Source organism: Halomonas daqiaonensis (assembly GCF_900109725.1).
In the GTDB taxonomy this organism is placed as follows: Bacteria; Pseudomonadota; Gammaproteobacteria; order Pseudomonadales; family Halomonadaceae; genus Halomonas; species Halomonas daqiaonensis.
In genome coordinates this window covers 1-20,908 of record NZ_FOBC01000012.1, presented here as the reverse complement: position 1 = coordinate 20,908, position 20,908 = coordinate 1, and the positions used below count along the sequence as shown (strand labels likewise).

General features: G+C 65.2%; 19 protein-coding genes and 3 tRNA genes. 10 read left to right on the top strand and 12 right to left on the bottom strand.

Going from position 1 to position 20,908, the window contains the following annotated elements; translation table 11 throughout:
- Positions 1-81 precede the first annotated feature (81 nt).
- Positions 82-1,758, top strand: coding sequence for an ABC transporter permease (locus BMY30_RS10825; protein ID WP_089713504.1), 1,677 nt, complete (start codon positions 82-84; stop codon positions 1,756-1,758).
- On the opposite strand, the gene BMY30_RS10820 is transcribed toward BMY30_RS10825, so the two are convergent.
- Complete coding sequence (locus BMY30_RS10820) at positions 1,669-2,796, bottom strand: ABC transporter ATP-binding protein (protein WP_089713502.1); 1,128 nt, start codon at positions 2,794-2,796, stop codon at positions 1,669-1,671. The genes BMY30_RS10825 and BMY30_RS10820 overlap by 90 nt on opposite strands.
- Positions 2,797-3,111: 315 nt before the next feature.
- Between BMY30_RS10820 and BMY30_RS10815 the strand changes: the two genes are divergently transcribed.
- A complete protein-coding gene (locus BMY30_RS10815) occupies positions 3,112-4,140 on the top strand; it encodes a Fe(3+) ABC transporter substrate-binding protein (protein WP_089713500.1) in 1,029 nt (342 codons plus the stop codon).
- Positions 4,141-4,227: 87 nt separating this feature from the next.
- On the opposite strand, the gene polA is transcribed toward BMY30_RS10815, so the two are convergent.
- Positions 4,228-6,996, bottom strand: a complete 2,769-nt coding sequence (gene polA, locus BMY30_RS10810) for a DNA polymerase I (protein ID WP_089713679.1) — start codon at positions 6,994-6,996, stop codon at positions 4,228-4,230.
- Between the two features lie 155 nt (positions 6,997-7,151).
- On the opposite strand from polA, the gene BMY30_RS10805 reads away from it, so the two are divergent.
- From BMY30_RS10805 to speA, 3 genes are all read left to right on the top strand, one after another.
- Positions 7,152-7,451, top strand: a complete 300-nt coding sequence (locus BMY30_RS10805; RefSeq protein WP_089713497.1) for a DUF2782 domain-containing protein — start codon at positions 7,152-7,154, stop codon at positions 7,449-7,451.
- A gap of 120 nt (positions 7,452-7,571) precedes the next feature.
- Positions 7,572-8,531, top strand: coding sequence for a homoserine kinase (locus BMY30_RS10800; protein ID WP_089713495.1), 960 nt, complete (start codon positions 7,572-7,574; stop codon positions 8,529-8,531).
- Positions 8,528-10,450, top strand: a complete 1,923-nt coding sequence (speA, locus tag BMY30_RS10795) for a biosynthetic arginine decarboxylase (protein WP_089713493.1) — start codon at positions 8,528-8,530, stop codon at positions 10,448-10,450. Before BMY30_RS10800 ends, speA begins: the two co-directional genes overlap by 4 nt.
- Before the next feature lie 77 nt (positions 10,451-10,527).
- Here speA and BMY30_RS10790 read toward each other — a convergent pair whose 3' ends face one another.
- The 8 genes from BMY30_RS10790 to BMY30_RS10755 all read right to left on the bottom strand — a co-directional run bounded on the left by BMY30_RS10790 (position 10,528) and on the right by BMY30_RS10755 (position 16,062).
- Positions 10,528-11,193, bottom strand: coding sequence for a fumarylacetoacetate hydrolase family protein (locus tag BMY30_RS10790; protein ID WP_089713491.1), 666 nt, complete (start codon positions 11,191-11,193; stop codon positions 10,528-10,530).
- A gap of 246 nt (positions 11,194-11,439) precedes the next feature.
- A tRNA-Thr gene (locus BMY30_RS10785) sits at positions 11,440-11,515 on the bottom strand.
- A 43-nt stretch (positions 11,516-11,558) separates the two neighbouring features.
- Positions 11,559-11,633 (bottom strand) — tRNA-Gln (locus tag BMY30_RS10780).
- Between the two features lie 6 nt (positions 11,634-11,639).
- Positions 11,640-11,715, bottom strand: a tRNA-Phe gene (locus BMY30_RS10775).
- 92 nt (positions 11,716-11,807) lie between these two features.
- Positions 11,808-12,080 (bottom strand): oxidative damage protection protein, encoded by a 273-nt coding sequence (locus BMY30_RS10770; RefSeq protein WP_089713489.1) that lies wholly within the window; start codon positions 12,078-12,080, stop codon positions 11,808-11,810.
- Between the two features lie 23 nt (positions 12,081-12,103).
- Positions 12,104-13,195, bottom strand: coding sequence for an A/G-specific adenine glycosylase (mutY, locus tag BMY30_RS10765; protein ID WP_089713488.1), 1,092 nt, complete (start codon positions 13,193-13,195; stop codon positions 12,104-12,106).
- Positions 13,196-13,264: 69 nt separating this feature from the next.
- Positions 13,265-15,613 carry an AsmA family protein gene (locus tag BMY30_RS10760; protein WP_089713485.1) on the bottom strand — a complete coding sequence of 783 codons (2,349 nt, stop codon included), beginning with the start codon at positions 15,611-15,613 and terminating at the stop codon, positions 13,265-13,267.
- On the bottom strand, positions 15,610-16,062 hold the full coding sequence (locus BMY30_RS10755) for an acetyl-CoA sensor PanZ family protein (protein WP_089713483.1): 453 nt from the start codon (positions 16,060-16,062) through the stop codon (positions 15,610-15,612). The genes BMY30_RS10760 and BMY30_RS10755 overlap by 4 nt, the downstream gene beginning before the upstream one ends.
- A gap of 194 nt (positions 16,063-16,256) precedes the next feature.
- Here BMY30_RS10755 and hisB point away from each other — a divergent pair, with 194 nt between their 5' ends.
- From hisB to hisF, 4 genes are all read left to right on the top strand, one after another.
- Entirely contained in the window at positions 16,257-16,850 is a 594-nt protein-coding gene (gene hisB, locus BMY30_RS10750; RefSeq protein WP_089713481.1) for an imidazoleglycerol-phosphate dehydratase HisB, read from the top strand.
- 31 nt (positions 16,851-16,881) lie between these two features.
- Positions 16,882-17,523: an imidazole glycerol phosphate synthase subunit HisH gene (gene hisH / locus BMY30_RS10745; RefSeq protein WP_089713479.1), complete on the top strand. Its 642-nt coding sequence runs from the start codon at positions 16,882-16,884 to the stop codon at positions 17,521-17,523.
- Between the two features lie 82 nt (positions 17,524-17,605).
- Positions 17,606-18,352 (top strand): 1-(5-phosphoribosyl)-5-[(5-phosphoribosylamino)methylideneamino]imidazole-4-carboxamide isomerase, encoded by a 747-nt coding sequence (gene hisA / locus BMY30_RS10740; protein ID WP_089713477.1) that lies wholly within the window; start codon positions 17,606-17,608, stop codon positions 18,350-18,352.
- A gap of 3 nt (positions 18,353-18,355) precedes the next feature.
- On the top strand, positions 18,356-19,129 hold the full coding sequence (hisF, locus tag BMY30_RS10735) for an imidazole glycerol phosphate synthase subunit HisF (RefSeq protein WP_089713475.1): 774 nt from the start codon (positions 18,356-18,358) through the stop codon (positions 19,127-19,129).
- A gap of 22 nt (positions 19,130-19,151) precedes the next feature.
- On the opposite strand, the gene BMY30_RS10730 is transcribed toward hisF, so the two are convergent.
- Entirely contained in the window at positions 19,152-19,733 is a 582-nt protein-coding gene (locus BMY30_RS10730) for a YjaG family protein (protein WP_089713473.1), read from the bottom strand.
- A gap of 26 nt (positions 19,734-19,759) precedes the next feature.
- Complete coding sequence (locus BMY30_RS10725) at positions 19,760-20,053, bottom strand: MGMT family protein (protein ID WP_089713471.1); 294 nt, start codon at positions 20,051-20,053, stop codon at positions 19,760-19,762.
- Positions 20,054-20,112: 59 nt separating this feature from the next.
- Between BMY30_RS10725 and BMY30_RS10720 the strand changes: the two genes are divergently transcribed.
- Positions 20,113-20,811, top strand: coding sequence for a type 1 glutamine amidotransferase (locus BMY30_RS10720; RefSeq protein WP_089713469.1), 699 nt, complete (start codon positions 20,113-20,115; stop codon positions 20,809-20,811).
- The last annotated feature ends 97 nt before the right edge of the window (positions 20,812-20,908 follow it).

The following is a 20,908-nucleotide window of genomic DNA, read 5'->3' as shown; positions in this document are numbered from 1 at the left end:
ACGGTAACTGATAACATTTGCATCCGTTATGGTCTCGCATTCTCGCTCGCCCGAGACCTTGCCATCGCAAGGAGTCCTCGCTTGTCCCTATCCGCCAGCAGCGGGCTTTCTGCCATTTCGCGTCGCCTGAGCCCCTGGACCGTCCTGATCCTTGCCGTGGCGTTGGTCGTTGCACTGCCGGTACTCGCCATCCTGGCTCATATCGTCATGCCCACCGGCGGCGTATGGCAGCACCTGGCCAGTACGGTGCTGCCGCGTTACTTGAGCAATACGCTGTTTCTGGTCGTCACGGTGGGGATCGGCACTATGGTGATCGGTACCGGCACTGCGTGGCTGGTGGTGATGTGCCGCTTTCCTGGCAAGCGCCTCTTCGAATGGGCGCTGCTGCTGCCGCTGGCGGTTCCCACCTATGTGATCGCCTATGCCTACACGGATTTCCTGCAGGTGGCAGGCCCCTTTCAGTCCTGGCTGCGCGAGCTATTCGGCTGGAGCTACGGCGACTACTACTTCCCCGATATCCGTTCCCTGGGTGGCGCGGCCACGCTGATCACCCTCGTGCTCTACCCCTATGTCTACCTGCTGGCCCGCGCCGCCTTCCTTGAGCAATCGGTATGTGTACTGGACGTGGGACGCACCCTGGGGCGCGGCCCCTGGCGATTGTTTGCCAGCGTTGCCGTGCCGCTGGCGCGTCCCGCTCTGGTCGGCGGGGTGTCGCTGGTGCTCATGGAGACGCTGAACGAGTTCGGTGCGGTGCAATTCTTCGGCGTCGATACATTCACCACCGGCATCTATCGCACCTGGTTCGGTCTCGGCGAACAGGTGGCCGCGGCCCAGCTCGCCGCCTGCCTGTTGGCGTTCGTCATCGCGCTGGTGCTGCTAGAGCGCTGGTCGCGCGGCAAGCGCCGTTATTTTCACACCACCAACCGCTACCAGCAGCTTCCCGAATATGCGCTGCACGGCTGGCGGGCTGCCGGCGCCTTCATGGCCTGTGCCCTGCCGGTGCTGATCGGCTTCTTGATTCCCAGCGGCATTCTCGGTCAGCTCGCCATCCAGCAGGGCGATAACCTCCTTGGCACTCGCTTTCTCGGCTTCGCTGGAAACAGCCTGCTGCTCTCTGCCGTTGCGGCGGTGATCGCCGTGGGCCTGGCAATGATCCTGAGCTACGGGGCGCGCATAGACGACCGTCCCCTGACCCGGCTCGCCACACGGATCGCCGCCATGGGCTATGCCATTCCGGGGTCGGTGGTCGCGGTAGGCATCCTGATTCCCTTCGCCTGGCTGGACAACACCGTCAACAGCTGGCTACACGAGCACCATGGCGTGATCGTCGGACTGATCTTCAGCGGCTCGGCGTTCATTCTCATCTACGCCTATGTGGTGCGCTTCCTGGCGGTATCGTTCAATGCCGTGGAAGCCAGCCTCGGCAAGGTGACACCGAGCATGGATGCTGCGGCGAGAACCCTCGGCCAGACGGCTGGTGGGACGCTTCGCCGCGTTCACACGCCGATCATGCGCGGCAGCCTGTTCGCGGCGGGCATTCTGGTGTTCGTTGATGTCATGAAGGAGCTACCGGCCACCATCATCCTGCGCCCCTTCAACTTCGATACCCTGGCGGTGAGAGCGCACAGCCTGGCCTCGGACGAACGACTCGCCGAGGCCTCCACGGCCTCACTGGCTATCGTGGCAGTGGGCATAATCCCGGTGATCCTGCTCAGCATCGCCATGCGCCGCTCCCGACCCGGCTCCGGCAACTCCTGAAGGAAAGACGAACACCTGGGAGAGGTCCAGGTGGATGTCCACTGCCTGTCCCTCGGCAGGCAGAAAGACGCCGGGCACACGAGCGTGAAGGTGGGCTTCTCGACCGTCCTCACCATGGGCACAGAGGTGCAGCAGGCTGCTGCGCCCGAGCAACTTGGCCATGATCACATGACTGTAGTTATGCGCTTCCACGGGGGCTTCGCGCTCGGTGATGCGCAACGCCTCGGGGCGAATCATCACTAGTGCCTGGGTCCCCTCGGCCAGCCATCCGGCGTTCACCGCTCCGACCGGCGTATGAACCCGGCCATCACGCACCTCGCCAGTCAGCTCGTTCACCTCGCCGAAGAAGCTCACCACGAAGGGGTCGCAGGGCGTGCAGTAGAGTTCGCGGGGCGTGCCTGTCTGCACGATGCACCCGTCGCGCATCAGGGCGATACGATCGGCCATGAACATGGCCTCTTCGGGGTCGTGTGTGACCAGCAGGGTCGCCGCCCCCACTTTCTTAAGCACGTGCAGGGTGTCATCGCGAATGCGGTCACGCAGGCGTGCGTCGAGGCTGGAGAAAGGCTCATCGAGCAACATCAGCCGCGGCTCCGGCGCCAGCGCCCGAGCCAGGGCCACCCGCTGCTGCTGGCCACCCGACAGCATGTGTGGGTAGGTGTCGGCGTATCCGGCCATACCCAGCTGCTCGAGGAGAGCCAGCGCTCGCTGACGGCGCTGAAGCGGCGGCTCACTCTTGAGGCCGAAGGTGACGTTCTCGAGCACCGAGAGGTGGGGAAAGAGCGCTGAATCCTGAAAGGCCAGCCCCACATTGCGCTTTTCCGGCGGCACATGCCGGCCCCGAGGAACGGCAGTCTCGCCGCCGTTGAGGCTGACGCGCCCCTGCTGAAGAACCTCGAGCCCGGCGGCAATGCGCAGCAGGGTCGTCTTGCCACAACCGGAGGGGCCGAGCAGGCACACCACCTCGCCGGGAGCCACGTCCAGATCGACACCTTTTACCACGTCGAGCTTGCCGAAGGCATGGTAGACCTCCTGCATCGACAGCACCTTGGCGACACGCGATGTAGAGGCAGCGACTGGCGTTGGGTTGCGTTTGTGAGTCATAGGATCACGACGGTTGGATCGGAAGAAATCGGTCTTCCTAGCATACCTGAGATGTATGGTAAATGCGTTTGCAATTTACTCGCATTACCTTTCATTCTTCCCACCAGAATCTACAATCACGCCTGATCAACCACTTATGTGGTCCAGGTCAATGAGAAGAAGGCTTGACGGCCTGAGAGAGACAAGCTTCAATAGCGGTGTCAATAATGCAACGTATTATCATTAACTTTAACTGCTACGAGGTATCCGATGATCAAGCACGCGCGTCTTGCCCTTCCCCTCGCCGTGGCACTGGCCGGCTCGGCGCTGGCTTCCAGCGTCGCCGCCGATGAGGTCAACCTCTATTCCGCTCGCCACTACGACTCCGATGACGCCCTCTATCAGGCCTTCACTGAGGAGACCGGTATCGAGGTCAATGTGCTGGAAGGCGACTCCGATCAGTTGATCGAGCGCATCCAGCGCGAAGGCGTGGCCAGCCCCGCTGACGTGATGATTACCGTGGATGCAGGGCGCCTGTGGCGTGCCGAGCAGGATGGCATCTTCCAGGGCATCGAGTCCGACGTGCTGGCCGAGCGCCTGCCCGACGCCATGCGCCACCCGGAAGGCAAGTGGTTCGGCTTCAGCCAGCGCGCCCGTGCCATCTTCTACAATCGCGACGCCGTCGACCCCAGCCAGATCAGCAGCTACGAGGAGCTGACCAACCCTGAATGGGAAGGCAAGGTGTGCATCCGCTCCTCGAACAACATCTACAACCAGTCACTGCTCGCCTCGCTGATCGCTCACCATGGCGCGGAAGAGGCCGAAGCCTGGGCCCAGGGCGTAGTCGACAACATGGCACGCGATCCCGAAGGCGGTGATACCGACCAGATCCGCGGCGTCGCCAGCGGCGAGTGTGATCTGGCCGTGGCCAACCACTACTACTATGTACGCCTGCTGCACTCCGACGACGAGGCAGATCGTGAAGTGGCACGCCAGGTAGGCATCCTGTTCCCCAACCAGGACGGTCGAGGCACTCACGTCAACGTGGGCGGTGCCGGCGTGGTGGCCGATGCCCCCAACCGTGACAACGCCATCCGCTTCCTGGAGTTTCTCGCTTCCGATGAAGCTCAGGAGATCTTCGCTTCCGGCAACTATGAGTTCCCGGTCGTCGAGGGCATCAAGAAGGACCCGGTGCTCGAATCCTGGGGCGAGTTCAAGAAGGACGATCTCAACATCAGCGAGTTGGGTGAGAACAACCCCGAAGCGGTGCGTATCTTCGATCGCGTCGGCTGGCGGTAAGCCATCGTCTGAGAAGCTTGTGTAGAGCTTTCGGCTCCTCCAAGTAAACAAAATACGCCACCGCAGCCGCGGTGGCGTATTTCATGGTCAGTGGGCCTCGTCCCAGTTGGCGCCGCTCTCGGCCTCTACGGTCAGTGTCACATCCAGCTTGGCAGCCCCTTCCATGCGTCCCTTCACCTCTTCGATGAAGGCCTCGACCTGGCCCTTCTTGACCTCGAAGACCAGTTCGTCATGGACCTGCATCACCATCACCGCATCGAAATCTTCGCCCGAGAGCCAGGCATCGACGTCGATCATCGCTCGCTTGATGATATCCGCCGCAGTGCCCTGCATGGGCGCATTGATGGCGGTGCGCTCGGCGCCCTGGCGGCGGGCGCGGTTCTGGGAACGGATCTCCGGCAGGTAGAGGCGCCGGCCGAAGACCGTTTCCACATAGCCATCGTCGGCCGCCTGGGCACGGATGCGCTCCATGTAGCGGGCCACGCCGGGATAGCGGTCGAAGTAGCGGTCGATGTAGGTCTGCGCCTGGCCGCGCTCGATGTGCAACTGTCGTCCCAGGCCCCAGGCACTCATCCCGTAGATCAGCCCGAAGTTGATCGCCTTGGCGCTGCGCCGCTGGTCGGGCGAGACCTTGGACAGTGCTACCCCGAACACCTCCGCGGCAGTGGCGGCATGGATGTCGCGGCCCTCGGCAAAGGCCTCGAGCAATCCATTGTCCTCGGAGAGGTGGGCCATGATGCGCAGCTCAATCTGCGAGTAGTCGGCAGCGACGATCCGGTAGCCGGGCCGGGCGATAAAGGCCTGCCTGATTTTTCTTCCTTCTTCAGTCCTGATGGGGATGTTCTGCAGGTTGGGGTCCGACGACGACAGCCGGCCGGTGGCGGTGACCGCCTGATGATAGCTGGTGTGCAGCCGCCCGGTGCTCTTGTTGACCAGCCGAGGCAGCTTGTCGGTATAGGTGGACTTCAGCTTGGCCAGGCCACGGTGCTCCATGATCACCTTGGGCAGCGGGTAGTCCAGCGCCAGTTCCTCGAGCACTGCCTCGGCGGTGGAGGGCGCCCCCTTGGGGGTTTTCTTGATTACCGGGATCTTCTGCTCCTCGAAGAGGATCTGGCCGAGCTGCTTGGGTGAGCCGAGGTTGAACTCGCGTCCGGCGAGCTCGAACGCCCTGGCTTCCAGCTCGCGGATACGCGTCTCGAGCTCCCGGCTCTGGGCGTGGAGGCGCTCGGGGTCCAGCGCCACCCCGGTGCGCTCCATACGCGAGAGCACCGGGATCAGAGGCAACTCGATCCCCTCCAACACCTCGGCCAGCTGCCCCTCGGCCATGACGCGGGGTCGCAGCTCTCGATGCAGGCGCAAGGTGATATCGACGTCCTCGCAGGCATAGGGTGCGGCCTGCTCCAGGGCCACCTGGTTGAAGGTGAGCTGCTTGGCGCCCTTGCCGGCAATCTCCTCGAAGGAGATGGTCTTCTCGCCCAAGTACTTGAGCGCCAGGGAATCCATGTCGTGGCGAGTGGCCGTGGAGTCGAGCACGTAGGACTCCAGCATGGTGTCCTCCAGGGGCCCGACCACCTCGATGTCGTAGTTGGCCAGCACCGAGATGTCATACTTGAGGTTCTGGCCGACCTTGGTCCGACTATCGTCCTCCCATAGCGGACGCAAGGCCTCAAGTACGGCATTGCGGTCGAGCTGCTCGGGTGCATCGAGATAGTCATGGGCCAGCGGAATATAGGCCGCCTCGCCCGCTTCCAGCGCCAGCCCTACGCCGACCACCTGTGCCTCCATGTAGTTCAGGCTGGTGGTCTCCAGGTCGAAGCAGAAGGTATCGCTGGCTTTGAGCCGCTCGATCCAGGCGTCGAAATCGGCCTGGGCGAGAATAACATGGTCCTCGCGGGCAGCGCGGCTGTCCGAGCCGGTCGCCACGTCGCCCTCATCCGGCAGCGGTGTGCCGCCGGTCGCATCGTCGACCCCTTCGTCCTTGCCCTCGAGCAGCTCGGCGAGCCACTGCTTGAACTCCAGTTCACGATAGAGTTCGAGCAGCGCCTCACGGTCGGGGTGGGCAATGTCCAGGTCGTCGAGCCCCACCGGCAGCTCACAGTCGGTCTTGATGGTCGCCAATTGGTACGAGAGGAAGGCCTGGTCGCGGTGCTCCTCGAGCTTCTTGGGCAGCGTCTTGGCGCCGCGAAAGTCCAGCGTCTTGACCTTATCAAGGTCGTCATAGAGGGTCTCGAGCCCACCGCCGATGCCCTGCAGCAGGCCCAGCGCAGTTTTCTCGCCGACCCCCGGCACGCCGGGGATGTTATCGACCTTGTCGCCCATCAGCGCCAGGAAATCGATGATCCGTTCCGGCGGCAGGCCGAACTTCTTTTTTACGCCTTCGACGTCCAGCGTCTCGTCCTTCATGGTGTTGACGAGGGTAATATGCGCGTTGACCAGTTGGGCCATGTCCTTGTCGCCGGTGGAGATCACTGCATCGCGGCCGGCCTCGGTGGCCTGATGTGCCAGGGTGCCGATGACGTCATCGGCCTCCACGCCCTCGATGCACAGCAGCGGCAGGCCCAGCGCCTCCACGCAGTCATGCAGCGGCTGCACCTGGGAGCGCAGGTCATCGGGCATCGGCGGGCGATGGGCCTTGTACTGCTCGAACAGCTCGTCGCGAAAGGTCTTGCCCGGGGCGTCGAAGACCACCGCCATGGGGCTGTCGGGGTAGTCCTTGATCAGCCGCTTGAGCATATTGAGCACGCCCTTGATCGCCCCGGTAGGCTGGCCGTCGGCGGTGGTCAGCGGTGGCAGAGCGTGGAAGGCGCGGTACAGATAGGAGGAACCGTCGACGAGAACGATGGGCGTATCGGCCATGTAGGGCATCCATTGAAGCGTGGCGTGAGGTGATCCTGATCATCCATGATACGCATTGCCGCCGCCATTTGCCGCGGGTGGTAGGCCGCGCGGCGGCAAGCCCCTACACTGAGGGTGTCACTGCTTCCCCGCCCCGTGCGGCCATGGAGGTCATCATGAACAAGATCCCGAGACGCTCGATCACTGTCCTGCTGCTGAGCGTCGCCCTGACGCTGGCCACCGGTGGCAGCGCCCTTGCGCAATCCTCCGCCGACCTCGAACCGGACATCACCATCCGCCAGGAGGAAGAGCGCACCATCCGTGAGTACCGCGTCAACGGCGAACTCTATGCCATCGAGATTCGTCCGTCCTCCGGTCCCTCCTACTATCTCGTCGATCATGACGGCGACGGCGACTTCGAGCGCCAGGAGGGTGACCGCATCGCCGTTCCCCAGTGGGTGCTGAAGACCTTCTGAGCCTGCTGCCATCCCGCTTTCGACTTCAGGCCTCGGCAGGGCAACCGCCGGGGTCGGGGCACGTGCATCGGTGTGCCAAGTCGCTACAATAGGCGGCTTGGCATTCCGGGTGAGAGACACATGGCCGTATTCACACCGCTTACCGATCCTCAGGTCGTCGAGTTCCTCAGCCGCTTCGATGCCGGCTCGCTGGTCTCCCTCGAGGGGGTGCCCGCCGGCACCGAGAACACCACCTTCTTCGTCACCACCGATCGACGCGAGCTGGTACTGACTCTTTTCGAGCAGGGCGAACACGAGGAACTGCCGTTCTTTGTCGAGCTGCTCGACTACCTGGACGAGCACCGCCTGCCAGTGCCAGGTCCACTGCACGACCGCGACGGCGTCGCCTTGCACGCCCTGGCCGGCAAGCCGGCGCTGCTGTTTCCGAAACTCCCAGGCCAGCATCCGAAAGAGCCGAATCTGACGCAATGCCGCGAGCTCGGCGACACCCTGGGACGCATGCATGTGGTCTCCCGGCACTTCCCCGGCCACCGCCCCAACCCGCGGGACCTGCACTGGCTTCTGCCCATGCATCACAAGGTGCTGGTCTATCTCTCGCCGCAGGACCAGACGCTGATGAAGGACGAGGTGGAGATCTATCAGGGGTTCTTCGGCAACGCTCCCGATCTGCCCCAGGGCGCGCTTCACGGTGACCTTTTCCGCGACAACACCCTCTTCGACGGCGACCGACTGGGCGGGCTGATCGACTTCTACAACGGCTGCACCGGTGACCTGCTGTTCGACCTGGCCATCGTCATCAACGATTGGGCCACCGATACCGACGGCCGCCTGGATGCCGCGCGCCACGATGCCATCCTCGCCGCCTACCAGGCACGCCGGCCACTGACCGATGCCGAGCGCGATGCCTGGCCGATGATGCTCCGCCTGACCGCGCTGCGCTACTGGCTCTCGAGGCTGCTGGTGGTCTACGTGGACCCTCCGGCCCACGATCTAACGCCCCATGACCCAGAGCAGTTCCGTACCATTCTCAAGGCGCGCCTGGCAGATGGCGCCCTTCCGCTGCCCGAGGTGAACGAATGAGCCCGTCCAAGAGCAGTGCCGCCGGTCCGGCACAGCGTGCGCGACGCACCTGGAACATCGATCAGTGGGGCAGTGGCTACTTCGACGTCGACGACAGCGGTCATGCCCTGGTGCGCCCGTTGGGCAGCGAGGCCGAGGGTCCGGCCCTGCCGCTGGACGACCTGGTAGCCGAGCTCAAGGAGGCCGGACTACGCCTGCCGGTGCTGGTGCGCTTCACCGACATTCTTCACGACCGGGTCGAGCAACTGTGCGCCGCCTTCGATACTGCCATGCAGGAAGAAGAGTTCAGAGGCGGCTACACCGCGGTCTACCCGATCAAGGTCAACCAGCAGCGCCGGGTGGTGGAGGAAATCCTCGGCACCCAGGAGCGCGGTCATGGCCGGGTGGGGCTCGAGGCCGGCAGCAAGCCGGAGCTACTCGCCGTGCTCGCGCTCTCCGGCGATGGCTCCTCGCTGATCGTCTGCAACGGTTACAAGGATCGTGAATACGTGCGCCTGGCGCTGATGGGCGAAAAGCTCGGTCATCGGGTTTATCTGGTGGTGGAGAAGCTCTCCGAACTGCCACTGATCCTCGAAGAGGCCCAGCGTATCGGCGTCACGCCACGCATCGGCCTGCGCGCCCGCCTGGCCACCGTAGGGCGCGGCCGCTGGCAGAACACCGGTGGCGAGAAGTCCAAGTTTGGCCTTACTGCCAGCCAGGTGCTGGCCGTGGTGGAGCAGCTTCGTGAGGCAAACGCTCTTTCCAGCCTGCAGCTGGTGCACTTCCACCTGGGCTCGCAGATTGCCAATATCCGTGACATCCAGCGCGGCCTGCGCGAGTGCGCGCGATTCTACCAGAGCCTGGTGGAGCTGGGCGCCCCGGTGGATACCGTGGACGTGGGCGGCGGCCTCGGCGTCGACTACGAGGGCACCCGCTCACGCAGCTTCTGCTCGGCCAACTACTCCATGCTGGAGTACGCGCGCAACGTGGTCTATGCCTTCCGCCTCGCCTGTCACGAGCACAGCCTGCCCCAACCCCATCTGATCAGCGAGTCGGGCCGGGCGCTCACCGCCCACCATGCGGTGCTGATCACCAACGTGATCGGTGAGGAGCGTATCGGCGACGAGGCGCCCCCGCGCCGGGTTGAAGGCGACCCCCAGGTCGATGAGCTATGGCGCGTCCACGATCTGATGAACGAACAGGCGGAGCCGCGCGGCCTGGTGGAGGCCTGGCACGACCTGGTGCAGGCCATGGGCGAGCTCCACGAGCGCTTCGTGATGGGCCTCACCAACATCACCGCCCGGGCCGAGGGCGAGGGCGTCTACTTCGCTGCCTGCGCCCGGCTGCGTGCTCGGTTGGATACCCGCAACCGCGCCCATCGTGAGATCGACGACGAGCTGGCCGAGAAGCTCGCCGACAAACTGTTCGTCAACTTCTCGCTGTTCCAGTCAGTGCCCGACGTCTGGGGCATTCAGCAGATCTTCCCGGTGCTGCCGCTCACCGGTTTGGACCACGAGCCGGTACGCCGTGGCGTGATCCAGGACATCACCTGCGACTCGGATGGGCGCATCGACGGCTACGTGGATGGCCAGGGCGTGGAAACCACCCTGCCGCTGCCGGAGTGGCAGGAGGGCGACGAGAAGCTGCTCGGCTTCTTCATGGTGGGTGCTTACCAGGAGATTCTCGGCGACCTGCATAACCTGTTTGGCGACACCGATTCGGCGGACGCCGCCCTGGACAGCAATGGTCGCTGGGCCATCAGTCAGATCCAGCAGGGCGACCGGGTCGCCGACGTGCTCGGCTACGTGAACTTCGACGTCGCCGCCCTGCGCGAGCGACTGGCCGAGCAGCTAGCACGCAGCGGCCTTGAGCCAGGCGAACAGCAGGCCTTCCTTGATGACCTCTCGGATGGTCTGGACGGCTATACCTACCTGGAGTGAACCCCACAGCGCCCGGAATGCGAATACGCCCCGCCGTTCAGAGGCAGCGGGGCGTATTCGTTTGGCCCCGAGAACGCCTATTCAACCACGCGGGTAGCGACCTCCAGGCCGCCGGTGAGGGTGAAGCGCAGCTCGGCGCCTCGCTCCAGCGGGCCCACCCCGGCCGGCGTGCCGGTAAGCACCACGTCGCCCGGCTGAAGGGTGAAGTGGCGGCTCATGTCGGCCACCAGGGTCGGCACCGGGAAGAGCATGTCGGCGCCTTCGCCTTGCTGGCGTGGCTCGCCATCCACTTCCAGGGTGAAGGCCAGCCCGCTCCAGTTGGGCGCCTGCGAGAGGGGCAGGAAGGACGAGATCGGGCAGGCACCGTCGAAGGCCTTGGCGATCTCCCAGGGATGCCCCTTCTCCTTGAGGCGTGATTGGACGTCGCGCAGGGTCAGGTCCAGGGCCAATCCGATGCCGACGATGCCCCGTTCGGCCTCGTCGGCCGTAGCATGGGAGAGCTCCTCACCGATCAGTAGCGCCAGCTCCGTCTCGTAGTGCACCTCGCCCCGCGAGAAGGGCGCGTCGACCGGTTGCTCCAGCGGGACGGCCGCGGTTGACGGCTTGATGAACAGCAGGGGTTCGCTGGGCACCGGATTGTCCAGCTCCCGGGCATGGTCAGCATAGTTGCGGCCAACGCAGACGATCTTGCCCAGTGGTTCGGGGAACGGCTGGCCATCGGTGAAACGGGGCACGAAGCGCATGGCGGTTGTTCTCCTTCTGGTGGTCGCCGCCGCGATCAGGCGACAAGCATCTCAGTCTACCCCAGCGACGCGTATCGTCGTAGCCGGTCGCTCACGCTGATTCGCAACCCGGACGTCTGGGAAGACTGACAGGCGTTTGCCAAGTAAAGGCGAGGAATACACGACGAATTTTACGCACACACGAAAAAACCGCCTCAATGGGCGGTTTCTAATATCTGCAACGTGTTGATAATCCCGATGTTTCGTTGGTGCCGGCAGCAGGAGTCGAACCCGCGACCTACTGATTACAAGTCAGTTGCTCTACCAACTGAGCTATGCCGGCTCGGGAACCGAATCGAGTCACAGAATCGGAAACAGGGTTGGCGTGGCTGGGGTACCAGGATTCGAACCTGGGAATGCCGATACCAAAAACCGGTGCCTTACCACTTGGCTATACCCCAGCATATTGGTGGCCAGAGACGGAATCGAACCGCCGACACGGGGATTTTCAATCCCCTGCTCTACCGACTGAGCTATCTGGCCGCTGCCAACGGGGCGTATTAAACCCCAGCGGGCCGTTTCGGTCAACCCCTTCCGTTTCAGAAAGATGGCCGGGGATCGGCGACTCAGGAGAGCTATTCACCGGGTGGCACATAGCCCTCGGCCTGGTCGGTCTCACGGTTGTCGAGGAAGCGCTCCATCTGCTCCATCAGGTACTCCCGCGAGGCCGCGTCGAGCATGTTGAGATGCTTCTCGTTGATCAGGCGGGTCTGCAGCGCCTGCCACTCCTCCCAGGCCTGGCGGGAGACGCTAGCCTGGATTTCTTGACCCTTCTTGCCGGGCAGCGGGGGGAACGGCAGGGCTTCCATTTCCTTCTGGTACTTGCGACAGAAGACGGTCTGGCTCATCGGGGTCTCTCCTCGTGCGGGGGTCAGGGCTCGGCGGTGGTGGTCAGCGCGAAGGGCGTCAGCGACGCCAGCAGTGCCTTGACCGGTGCTGCCAAGCCGATGCTGGCGGGATCAGAGGGATCGTACCAGTAGCGCGCCTCGCCTACCGAGTCCAGCCGACAGATGCGTGCCGGCTGCGGAGTGATCTCCAGGCGGAAGTGGCTGAAGACATGCGTGAAGGCTGTCCAGGCGGGCTCGAGCTCGCTGCCCGGCGCTCGGGCGTCCAGCCAGGCCTGCAGCGCCTGGATATCATCGAACTGGGGCAAGCTCCAGAGCCCGCCCCACAGGCCATGGGAGGGGCGCTGCTCGAGCAGCACGCGCCCCTCCCGGTCCCGCAGGAGCAGCATGATGGTGGTACGCGAGGGCAGGGCCTTCTTCGGCTTGGACTCGGGAAAGCGCTTCTCCTCGCCGCGTGCATGGGCCACGCAGACATCCTCGAAGGGGCAGCGCCCACAGTCAGGCGTGCCACGCCGGCAGAGGGTCGCGCCCAAGTCCATCATCGCCTGGGTGAAATCGACCAGCCGCTCGTCGGGGGTGTAATACTCGGCCAGTGTCCACAGCCGGCGCTCCACTGCCGGTCGCCCCGGCCAGCCCTCCACGGCGTGAAGGCGCGTGAGGACCCGCTTGACGTTGCCGTCGAGGATCACCGCGCGCCACCCGGTGCTCTGGGCGATGATCGCCCCGGCCGTGGAGCGGCCGATGCCGGGTAGGGCCGCCATCTCGTCGAGGCTGTGGACGGGAAATTCTCCACCATGCGCCTCGATTACTACCCGGGCGGCCTTGTGGAGATTACGCCCCCGGGCGTAGTAGCCGAGCCCGGTCCACAGGTGCAGCACCTCGTCCTGATCGGCCGCCGCCAGCGACGCCACATCGGGAAAGCGCGCCATGAAGCGCTCGAAGTAGAGAATCACCGTGGTCACCTGAGTCTGTTGCAGCATGACCTCCGAGACCCAGACCCGGTAGGGGCTACGCTCGTGCTGCCAGGGCAGGTCATGGCGGCCGTGCTCGTCGAACCAGCCGAGCAGGCGCTGCTGGAAGCTGCCCGGCGGCAGGATGGCTGGCGGCATGTCCGTCATCGGGCTCTCACTGGGCGCAAAAAAGCACCGACTGGGGAAGTCGGCGCAGGGACTGGTCGTACGTGTTGCTCAATTGAATAGACCCTTCAAGGTGTCGCGAAGTTCCTTGCCGGCCTCCTCGCCGATGCGCTCATCGATCTTTCCGGCTGCATCCTCGAGGCGCTTCTCGACCTCCTCACCGGCTCGCTGCGAGAGTTCGTTACGTAGCAGCTCGGCCAGAGTGCCCTGAAAGGCCTGACGGTCAAAGCGACACCATTCGGCACTATCGCCGCCCAATTGTCCCTCGCAGCGCACCGGCAGCGGCACCCGCTCGAGGCGGGGGTTGACCTCACAAGGGGCGTTCTGGGCATCGACCAGGCGCAACGAAGCACGCAGGTCGAACTGCTCGCTGACCAGATCCAGCTCGCCCTTGCCATCCACCTCCATGCCCGGCAACGTGACCAGCAGGTCGTCACTCCTGGCGGTGCCCTCATCCAGCCGAAGGGTGGCACGGATTCGTTCGAAGCGAGTCTCGTCGCGCCATTCTCGGTCGAGCTTCTCGCCTTCCAGGGCGGCGGCCGTGGTACATAGCTCCCGAGCGATGTTGATACCGGGAATCGCGCCCTCCTCGATGCGAGTGTCGAGGTTGCCCCCCAGATGGCGCCTGAGCTCCATCAGGGTATTCCCTCGGGTGGCGAGCTCGCCCTCACCGCTGAAGCGGCCGTTCAGGGGAGCGGGGGCGTTCTCGAGGGTCTCGAGCAATGACTCCAGGCGCACCCGCTCGACCGTCGGCGCCAGCTGCCAGTGAGCCGGCGTCTCGCGCAGGTCGAGGGTACCGCTGGCGGCCAGGCGTCCATCGTGGAAGCGGGACTCGAAGGCGACCAGACGCTGGCGCCCATCGCGGCCTTCGAGGGTCAGGTCGACGTCCTGGAAGTCCAACCCCGCCAGGCGCAACTCGCTCAGGGTCAGATGGGCATCGAGCGTGAGCGCGGACAACCACTGTGTGGGCACCAGGGCGTCGTCCGCCTCGGCGGCATGGACGCGGCGGATGCCCGGCAGGCGCCACAGCGAGGCACCGTCGTTCTCCGCCCCGGGTGGCGGCAGGTAGCTGTCTACGTCGAGCCGGTCACCCTGCAGATCTGCGGCGAGCCGTTCACCATCGTACTGTCCCGCCAGGCGGCCGGTAAAGGTGCTGCCATCCAGCACCAGGGTCAGGCCGGCGAGCTCGAAGCGCTCGAGATCGCCGCTGACCGGGCTGGTCAGAGCCACATCGGAGAGCGCCTCGCCATTAGCCATGGAGGGCATCATGTCGAGCCGCGCCAGCCAGGGCCGCAGCGACAGTGGCGCCAGGCGTAGCTGGCCGGTGTAGGCCGGCGCCTCGGCGAGGTTGCTGAGGTTGAGGTTGCCGCTGAGCGTCAGGGCGTCGGGACCAGTGAGCGACAGGTCGCGCAGGCTGGCACTCTGCTCGTCGAGGTCGGCATCCAGGTTGAAGGCCAGCGAAAGGGGCAACGCCTTCTCGCCCAGGCTCGGATGCGTCAGGCTGGCGTCGAGCTGTCCCTCCTCCAACTGGAGGCTGCCTTCGCCGAAGTTCACGACCAGTTCGGCGCCCGTCAGGTTGGCCTGCTGTTCGCTGTCGAGTCCAGCCAAGCGGTTGACCGTCTCCAGGCTCAGCCCCTCGAGCTGGTGCCGGCCCTCCGCCAGGCCTAGGGCCACGCGGACCTCCAGGGAACTCTCGCTGACCAGGCGCGGCTCACGCTCCTGCTCACGCCAGTCGAGACCTTCGTGGGCCGTCAGCCGGAAGGAGGATGCGACCGGGAAGGCCCGCCGGGGATTGACGTTGCTGCCGCTGACCTGGACGTTCTCGAAGAGCAGCTCGCGGTCGCTCAAGGCATCGCGGAAACGCACCTCACCGTCCTGAACCTGCACGCTGGCGACATTGAGCGCTACCGAAAGGCCGGTGTCGAAGTCCGGGTCGGGTCCGGCGCTGGCCGGTGCCAGGGCGGCCTCAGCCTCTTCACTGCTCTCGCCCAACCGCTCGAGCAGCACCTCCCAGTTGCCCTCTCCCTGAGCGTCGCGCTGCAGGTCGAGATAGAGGCCCTGGAGGGTTAGGCCGTCGATGGCGATCTCGCCGCGCAGCAGCGGTGTGAAAGCGAGGCTGACCTCGGCGTGGGAGAAGGCCGCGAAGGGCGTCGAGTCGTCGGCCTGATCCGGCAGGCGGGCCTCGGCCTTCTCCACGCCGACCCCCAGACGAGGGTAGAAGGACCAGGAGAGGGGGCCATCCAGGCTCAGTTCCAGCCCACTGTGTTCGCGCACCACCTCGACCAGCCGCGGCTTGAGGTCATTGGGATCGAAGAAGGTGGTGACGTAGACCACGGCGCCGACCATCACCAGGCCGAGCACGCCGATGGCGGCGAGCAGGGTCCGCAACAGGCGCCTCATTGCTGACCTCCCTTTGGTGACAGGTCAAGCTCGAAGTAGTCGCCGTCCTTGGTGAGCCGATAGCCGAGCCGGGAGAGCAGCATCTGGTCGGCCACCGGCAGATCGGAGGAGTCGGCATAGAGGCGACGACCCTGGACATGGGCGGCCTCGCTGACCAGCATCAGTAGCCGTGACCCGACGCCGCGACGCCGGGCCGTCTTGCGCACGCACAGATTCGACAGCCACCAGGCGTGCTGATCGGGTATGACTGCCACGGCACCCAGCAGCCTGTCATTGAAGCGGGCGCAGCTGAACAGGTGGCCGTTCTTGAGGTGGTCTCGGATGAAGTTGTCCACGGGCAGGGGCAGACGCTCGGCGGGAGCGTCGGCATAGATACGCGCGAGATCGAGGCGTACCTGGGCATCCGCTTCCCAGGCGGCCAGATCGACCTGTTGAAGGGTCACCGGCATGCGTGATTCTCCTTGAGCCGGGGCAGCGGAGTCGCCACCACTGTCATGGTCTGCATTGTAGCGGATGGGGCAGGCGATTCACTATAATGGCAGGCTCGCGGCGTCAGGCACAGCACCCGGCGCCCTTTTGCCTTGCCGGCCGGTGGAGGCCACCGGCCACTCTCGACACGCCCCCCCGGCGCTGGAGATTCGACATGTCCGAGCGTATCGCCACGGTCACCCGGAATACCCGGGAAACCCAGATCACGGTGACCATCAACCTCGACGGCGAGGGACGCCTGGCCTGCGAGACCGGCGTACCCTTCCTCGACCACATGCTCGACCAGGTCGCCCGCCATGGCCTGATAGACCTCGACATCGAGGCGGTGGGCGACCTGCACATCGACGACCACCATACCGTCGAAGATCTCGGCATCACCCTGGGCCAGGCCTTTCACCAGGCAATAGGCGACAAGCGCGGCATCCACCGCTACGGCCACGCCTACGTGCCCCTGGACGAGGCCCTGTCACGGGTGGTGGTAGACTTCTCCGGTCGGCCGGGGCTGTTCATGGACGTCGAGTTCACCCGCGCCAGCATCGGCCGCCTGGATACCCAGCTGTTCTGGGAGTTCTTCCAGGGATTCGTCAACCACGCCCGGGTGACCCTGCACATCGACAACCTGAAGGGCTTCAACGCCCACCATCAGGCGGAAACCATCTTCAAGGCCTTCGGCCGCGCGCTGCGCATGGCCGTGGAGCAGGACCCGCGCATGGCCGGCCAGATGCCGTCCACCAAGGGCAGCCTCTGAAGCCGCCGAACGATCACAAGAGGAGCGCTCCATGACCATTGCCGTCATCGACTACGGAATGGGCAACCTCCATTCCGTCGCCAAGGCACTGGAACACGTCACCCACGAGAACGTGATCGTGACGCGGGATCCCCGTCGTATCCGCGGCGCCACCCGCCTGGTGCTGCCCGGCCAGGGCGCTATCCGCGACTGCATGGGCGAACTCGAGAAGACCGAGCTTCGCGGCCTGGTCGAGGAGCTTCTCGCCAGCCAGTCCAAGCCGCTGCTGGGCATCTGCGTCGGCCAGCAGATGCTGCTCGATCACAGCGAGGAGAACGGCGGCATCGGCTGCCTGGGTTTCCTGCGCGGCGAGGTAAGGAAGTTCCCGACTGACATGCGCGATGACCGGGACAACCGCCTCAAGGTGCCCCACATGGGCTGGAATCTGGTGCACCAGCACCACGACCATCCCCTGTGGGCAGGCATCGACCAGGACGAGCACTTCTACTTCGTGCATAGCTACTATGTCGACGCCACCGATGACGCCACGGTGTTCGGCACTACCGACTACGGTCGATTGACTGCCCACGTGGCCATCGGCCGCGATGCCACCTTCGCCGTGCAGTTCCACCCGGAGAAGAGCTCGCGGGCCGGTCTCAGGCTGCTGGAAAACTTCGTTCAATGGATGCCTTGAGCGGCGCTATTTTTCTACAGGCGCCCGACGCCGCGCCAACCGATTACAGGCGCCCGACGCTGCGCCAACCAAGGATACTGACATGCTGGTAATTCCCGCCATCGACCTAAAGGACGGTCAGTGCGTCCGTCTCAAGCAGGGCCGCATGGACGACGCCACTACCTACGGCGACGACCCGGTGGCCATGGCCGCCCGCTGGGTCGAGGCCGGCGCCCGGCGCCTGCATCTGGTCGACCTCAACGGCGCCTTCGAGGGTACACCGGTCAACGGTGAGGCGGTCACCGCCATCGCCCGCGCCTGGCCCGACCTGCCGATCCAGATCGGCGGCGGCATCCGTAGCGCCGAGACCATCGAGCACTACCTCGAGTCTGGAGTCTCCTACGTGATCATCGGCACCAAGGCGGTCAAGGAACCGGCCTTCGTCGGCGAGATGTGCCGGGCCTTCCCCGGCCACGTGATCGTCGGCCTGGACGCCCGGGATGGCTTCGTGGCCACCGATGGCTGGGCCGAGATCTCAACGATCAGGGCCACCGAGCTAGCCAAGCGCTTTGCCGACGACGGCGTCTGCAGCATCGTCTATACCGACATCTCCCGCGACGGCATGATGTCCGGCGTCAATGTCGAGGCCACCGCGGCCCTGGCCCGCGAGGGCGGCCTGCCGGTGATCGCCTCCGGCGGAGTGACCAACCTCAAGGATCTGCGTGCGCTGGTCGCCGCCGGTGAGCCCGGAATTCTGGGTGCCATCACCGGGCGAGCCATCTACGAGGGCAGCCTCGACGTGGCCGAAGCCCAGCGGCTCTGTGACCAACTCAGCCAGAAGGGGAACTGATCGATGGGACTCGCCAAGCGCATCATTCCATGCCTGGACGTCGACGCCGGCCGCGTGGTCAAGGGCGTTAACTTCATCGGCATCCGCGACGCCGGTGACCCGGTGGAAATCGCCCAGCGCTACAACCAGCAGGGCGCCGACGAGATCACCTTCCTCGACATCACCGCGAGCCACGAGAATCGCGACACCACGGTGGAAATGGTCGAGCGCATTGCCGGCGAGGTGTTCATCCCACTGACCGTGGGCGGCGGCATCCGCAGCTGCGACGACATACGCACCATGCTCAACGCCGGTGCCGACAAGGTGTCCATCAACACTGCCGCGGTGACCAACCCAGACTTCGTGTACGAGGCCTCCGAACGCTTCGGCAGCCAATGCATCGTGGTAGCCATCGACGCCAAGAAGGTCTCCGAGGAAGGCAAAGCAGACCGCTGGGAGATCTTCACCCATGGTGGACGCCGCCCCACCGGGCTGGATGCCGTGGAGTGGGCCAAGAAGATGGTGGCCTACGGTGCCGGTGAGCTGCTGCTCACCAGCATGGACCGCGACGGCACCAAGATCGGCTTCGACCTGGGTGTGACCCGCGCCATCAGTGAAGCAGTGAGCGTGCCGGTGATCGCCTCCGGGGGCGTCGGCAACCTCAAACACCTGGTCGAGGGCGTCATCAAGGGCGGGGCCGATGCTGTGCTGGCGGCCAGCATCTTCCACTTCGGCGAGTACACCATTCCCGAGGCCAAGCGTTACATGGCCGAGTGGGGCATCGAGATGCGGCTCTAGCCCCCGAGCCTGCACCACCGTCTCAGTCGGCGGAGAGGCCCAGGTTGCTGACGCCCTCGTTGCGCCCCAATCGACGCAGCGCCTTGAGCGCCTCGCGATCCAGCGGCCCCGTCTCCACGGCCTCGAGTACTGCGTCCTGGAAGTCGTTCTCATCGGCCATCAGCGGGTGACCGCGAACCAGTTCGCCCAGTCGCGCGGCGTCTTCCTCCCCCTCAGTGAGCTCGATATAGGCGCGCACCCCGCTGCGGGACGCCCTGCTGACCTCCAGCACCGCCTCGGGGGCCTCGCCGCGCAGGGTGTCGAGCAGTGCCGAGAGCGCCACCACCGCCTCCAGGGCACGACGTGCACCGAAGCTGTCGTCCTCGGCGGGGGGCTCCAGGTCGGCGAGCTTCTCGGCCTGGCGATCGAAGTCGATCCGCGCCTCCCTTACCGCCAGCTGCTCCCAGACCAGGTCCAGGATCACCCTGAGCCCATGGACGTCGCCGCACCCTGAGGTCTCGGCATAGAGACGATAGTTGGGCAGCAGGCGCTCGCACAGCGCCGCCATGAAGGCCTGCTGGCGGCGTGGGTCGAGCTGCTGCAGGCGCTGGAAAAAGCCGCTCATGGAGTCTCCTTGGCGTTGGGGGTGTCTCAGGGCCAGAGTCTATCTTTCGCTACACGCCCACGGTGATCGAACAGCACACCCTCGGCGATGAGACGTTCGCGCTGCTCGGTGGCGCCGGGATGATCGGCCAGCTTGCGGGAGGCGGTGATGACCCGGAACCAGGGCAGCTCATGGCCGGTAGGCAAATCGCGCAGGGCCCGAGCCACCAGGCGCGGGGTGGCGCCGTCAGTCATCGCGGCGATGCGCCCGTAGGTGGTCACCCGGCCGGGCGGGATCTCGGCCAGGATGGTCAATATCTGTTCCCGCAGGTCAGGCTTCATGTACCCTTGCGCTCCGTCCCGTCCGTCATCCCTGGCATTTCCATCAAGGCGAGGCTTGTATGCACGTTCACCTTCTCCAGCACAGCCCTCACCAGGGGCCGGCTCGCATCGCCGACTGGCTCGCCAGCATGGGCCACAGCTACACCGTCTTCCACCTCGATGCGGGAGAGTTGCCACCGCGGCTGGCCGATGGCGATGCGCTGATCGTGCTCGACGGCCCCGAAGGCAACATCGATGACGCCCAGTGCCCCTGGCTCAGGGGCGAGCGCAAGCTGATCCTTCAGGCGCTGAACGGCAACAAGCCGCTGCTGGGGATCGGCTTCGGCGCCAGACTGATCGCCGAGTCTCTGGGGGCGGTGGTGGCCCGCGGCACAGTGGCCGAGACCGGTTGGCACCGCGTGGTCCTCGCCCCGCTGAGCCCTGTCGACCTGCCCGACACCTTTGAGGCCTTCATGTGGCACCGCGAGGTCTTCTCCCTCCCCGACTATGCCCTGGCGCTGGGCCGCAGCGAGGCCAGCCCTCTACAGGGCTTCACCTGGGACGGTGGCCGGGTGGTCGGCGTGCTCTGCCACCTGGAAGCCACCGCCGCCAGCGTCCGAGCGCTGCTCGACCACCAGCCGGCACCGGTTGGCAGCGAGACGAGCCCACACGCCCAGAACCGGGCAGAGATGCTCGACGACCCCAGGCGCTTCGACCGGCTGGCCCCGCTGCTCGACCGCCTGCTCAGCCAGTGGCTCGGCAGCACGGCAGCGGCGTGACGGCTAGCAGGCTGTCGGGTTAAGGGGCTCGAACCGCAGATGCAGCGTCCCCTCGTTGGTTTTTCCGCAGGGTAATTGGTCATGCGGCTGGAAAGAC